Source organism: uncultured Methanobrevibacter sp., from assembly GCF_902771435.1.
Classification (GTDB): Archaea; Methanobacteriota; Methanobacteria; order Methanobacteriales; family Methanobacteriaceae; genus Methanocatella.
In genome coordinates, this window is the sequence record NZ_CACXXB010000075.1 from 1 (window position 1) to 3,943 (window position 3,943).

Consider the following 3,943-nt stretch of genomic DNA (forward strand, 5'->3'; position numbering starts at 1 on the left):
ATACTCTACCTACTTCGATTGATGCCATTTATATCACCTTTAATGTTTGAATAATGATTTCTGATACTTTTTCAGGATTGAAAGTACCAGTATTTATAACTATATCATAGACATCCATATTGGATATATTAATATTATGGATTTCCATGTATCTCAAGGCTTCGCTTTTTTCACGAACAATAATTTCTTTTTTAGCCACTTCAACAGATTTGCTTTCCCTATTGGCTATTCTTTGAGAACGAACATCGAACGGAGTGACCAAGCAAATTTTTAAATCTGCATTATCAACAAAAAATGCAGATAATCTTCCTTCAATTATGAGGTTTTCTGCTTCTTTGGCCTTTAAAGCTTGCCTTTTGTCAATTTCTTTGTCAATATCATCATTACCTTCAGCAAATTCACTAAACTCAAGAACACTCATTCCCCTTTCTGCAGCCATTTCTCTAAAGACAAAACCTGCAGAAATATATGGAATGTCTAACTTTTCACTGAGAAGTTCAGCAGTGGTTGTTGTTCCGGTTCCAGCTAATCCGCCGAGTGTAATAATCATTATTTTCTAGCCTCGTTTTTGAAAAGTTTACGAGCACAGCTTGAACATAAGTACCCACCGTATGGACGGTTAGGTCTTTTAGCTGTTTTTGACAATTTGTTAATTTCATATGGACGTCCACGAGGAACTCCATGTAACACTGCACCACATTCAGCACAAACGTGCTTGGATGGTTTTTTCTTTTTGTATCTTAAAACATTATCTCCGCCAGGAGTGTTTTTATGAACTCTTTTATATGATCTTGATCTAAACCTATTTGCAGGCATTTAATCACCTATAAATTAATTTAATTAAATAAAATATTTGATAATTGTGTAATAGCGTATTCTTAAAATAGAATATTATAATATATTTTTTTCATCATTAATAAATGTATGTTTAATGGCTGATTTTAGAACCCTTGTTTAAATCCTAAGTATTTTCTTAAAATCTGGCTCATACCGAAGGTACAAATCATATACCATAATAACCAACCGATACCATATGGAATAGTTGCTTTACCTCCATACACAAAACTACCAATAACATGCCAAAGAGGTGTTAATGTAACCCAATAAACAGTTTTTGGTAAGATAATCACTAAGTTATGAATTGCAGATGCCCTCATCCAAAAGAAAATCAAAATAATTGGAACGAATGTTACAATCATAGGTTTGAATTGGTCAGTCATCATTGCAGTCTGATCTTTCATCATGTCAGCCTGTTTAGCCTGAAGTTCTGCAATTTTTTTCCCGTCTCCTCTTTTTTGAGCTTCTCTAAGTTCCTTATTGAATTCCTGCATAGCTTTTTGTTTTTCATTTAATTCATCTTGGTCCACCAAATATTTGTTAGCAACTGTGGTGATTAAAGAAACAATGAATGCAATGATTAAAACTGTTAAAGCAGGATTAGTTGGATTAGGATCCATGGCAAGAATCGGATTGAAAATCGCATTCAAAACACCATAAATCGGTCCCATTATATCAACCATAATTATACCCCTATAAATTTAATACATCTACTAATTTTCCAACAGAAGAATCTAAATGATTGTCATGATTGTATAAGATTTTTACAGTAGCTCCTGTTAATGTTGCATAAGCCATTGAGGTAGCTCTGTTCATCTCTTGATGTAATTGAATTTCTTTTGCTTTTTGTTTATCTCTGACACGAGTATCATCATTCATTCTTCTAAAGATAATCTCATCTGGATCAGCTTCAATTAAAATAAAAAGATCCGGTTTTAACTCTTCTAAAACCCAAATCGGAAGGCCCGGCAAGAAACCGGATGGAGTATTGATGGTACAATGAGTATCTACAATAACATTATCCTTTTCAGATCTTTCTTTAATTTCTTTAGCAGCTTTTGCTTGAATTTCTTTTTGTGTTTCAGCTGATAATTTCCTTAAAGCGTCTCTATCTTGAACAATATTTTCTTTGATAGCAATTTCAGTCATTATGTCCCCATAATTTAAATGTACATAATCGACTTTATCTAAAGCTTTACCAAGTAAAGTTGAACTTCCAGAACCTGGAATTCCTGTTAATACGACTAATTTCAATTTAATCCCTCACCTTTTTTTTTAAAAAGATAAAAATATAGGAGATTTAATCTCCTAAGAATTTTCTGAGAACTGGATTTGAGGACATGAGCTGTTCCTCAGCCATTTCTTCATAAAGTTTATGAACAATACCTACAGTAAGCAATACACCAGTACCTCCACCTAACGCACCTGTTAAGTCTGCAAGGAAAGCGATAAGACCTACATATATACCACTGATAATAGTAAGTGCAGGAATATACTTTTTCAGGATTTTATATAACTGACGTTTACTGCTTCTGAAACCAGGTATCTGAATACCTGAATTGTAAAGTTGTTCGGAAATCTTCTTAGCATTTAAACCACTGATTTCAACCCACAGATATGAGAATAACATACAACATGCTATAAAGAATACAGCATATACCAAAACATGAATAGGTTCTGTAACGAACATGTGCAGTTTAGGTGTTGATAAAAGCCATGCAATACCGTCAACAGGTTTACCTTTTTCAATGTGACCGAAAATTGGCACACCGATTTTTTGGAAAACATTTGCAAAGAGTGTTACGTTTACGAGCAATGCACTGGTCAAAATAACCGGCATGTTACTGGAGTAAACGAATTTTAATGGATATTTACCAACTGATCCTCTGATTCTTCCGTGACCTCTTACACTACCGTGAGAAATAGGAATTTCCACTCTCATGGATTCACCATAAAGAACAACTAAGAATACAATAATAGTTGCAATTAATGGAATCAATACAGAGAAGTCATAAACTCCCATAGTTGCATTTTGGATGAATTTTGGAATGATACCTGCAAACAGACCATCAGTTCCGTTTAGGATACTGAATGTACCAACAACAATTTGTTGACATACACCTGCTGCAATGAATAATCCGATACCACTACCGAATCCCCATTTGGATACAACTTCATCAAGGTAAATAATTACCAATGCACCAACGACCAATTGTAAAATCAAAAGTGCAGTATATGAACCGTCTATAGGTGTTAAGTTACCAGTTAATACTAAAACAGAAGCCTCGAATAAAGTAAAAACAATAGACAATACTTTTTGAGTAGCTTGAAAATGAGACTTATCTTTGTGAGAAGATAAATCTAAATCCAAAAGATTAGAACCTACTAACAATTGCAGTACAATTGAAGCAGTAACAATAGGACCAATTCCTAAAGTAAGAATTGAACCAAAACTTCCCGCCATAACTGCCCTTACTTGAGCAAACTGGTCAATAGCTCCAGGAGCTAAACCGTATAATGGAATTAAAGTTAAGAAATAATATAATACTAAAACTAATGCAGTCCATTTAAGTTTTTCATTGAAATCTTCTCTGTGAACCGGAGATTTGACTTCAGGAACAACTTTAAATATTGGCTCTAATACTTCTAGTGATGACATTTTCTTCCCCGATAATTAAATAAAGGAAGCTATAATTCTATAGCTTCTCCTCCTAATTCTTCAATTTTTTCAATTGCACCAGCGGAAAATTGAGGTGCTGAAATTTTGAAAGTTTTAGTAATATTACCTTTAGCTAAAACTTTATCATAACCTAATTCAGTAACATCAATGACAATTGCATCTCCGTCTTTTGATGCTTTTCCACTTGCAATTAAATTTTCAGCCTGTTCTTCTAAATAAATTAAATTAACAGAATTGACTTTTTTAATCATTTTTTGAGGTCTTTTGAAACCGTGTTTACCAAAGTGGTCTGGGTCGTGAATTACAGTCCAGGTCCAGTGTTGTTTACCCATACCTGCTTTACCTTTTCCACCTTTGTTACCTGCACCTCTACGTTTTTTGGTACAGCCTCCACCGTTGGATCTAGAACCTCTTTGTTTGTTAATT

At 33.8% G+C, this 3,943-nt stretch carries 6 protein-coding genes; all 6 read right to left on the bottom strand.

Going from position 1 to position 3,943, the window contains the following annotated elements:
- Positions 1-28 precede the first annotated feature (28 nt).
- The 6 genes from cmk to QZU83_RS10390 all read right to left on the bottom strand — a co-directional run bounded on the left by cmk (position 29) and on the right by QZU83_RS10390 (position 3,942).
- Positions 29-550 (bottom strand): (d)CMP kinase, encoded by a 522-nt coding sequence (gene cmk, locus QZU83_RS10365; protein ID WP_295611911.1) that lies wholly within the window; start codon positions 548-550, stop codon positions 29-31.
- Entirely contained in the window at positions 550-816 is a 267-nt protein-coding gene (locus QZU83_RS10370; RefSeq protein ID WP_295611912.1) for a 50S ribosomal protein L34e, read from the bottom strand. The genes cmk and QZU83_RS10370 overlap by 1 nt, the downstream gene beginning before the upstream one ends.
- A gap of 125 nt (positions 817-941) precedes the next feature.
- The gene (locus QZU83_RS10375) at positions 942-1,520 is read right to left on the bottom strand and encodes a DUF106 domain-containing protein (RefSeq protein WP_295611913.1); all 579 of its coding nucleotides are present in this window, start codon (positions 1,518-1,520) and stop codon (positions 942-944) included.
- A 10-nt stretch (positions 1,521-1,530) separates the two neighbouring features.
- Entirely contained in the window at positions 1,531-2,091 is a 561-nt protein-coding gene (locus QZU83_RS10380) for an adenylate kinase (protein WP_295611914.1), read from the bottom strand.
- A 46-nt stretch (positions 2,092-2,137) separates the two neighbouring features.
- The gene (gene secY, locus QZU83_RS10385) at positions 2,138-3,496 is read right to left on the bottom strand and encodes a preprotein translocase subunit SecY (protein ID WP_295611915.1); all 1,359 of its coding nucleotides are present in this window, start codon (positions 3,494-3,496) and stop codon (positions 2,138-2,140) included.
- Positions 3,497-3,525: 29 nt separating this feature from the next.
- Complete coding sequence (locus tag QZU83_RS10390) at positions 3,526-3,942, bottom strand: uL15m family ribosomal protein (RefSeq protein ID WP_295611916.1); 417 nt, start codon at positions 3,940-3,942, stop codon at positions 3,526-3,528.
- Position 3,943 lies beyond the last annotated feature (1 nt).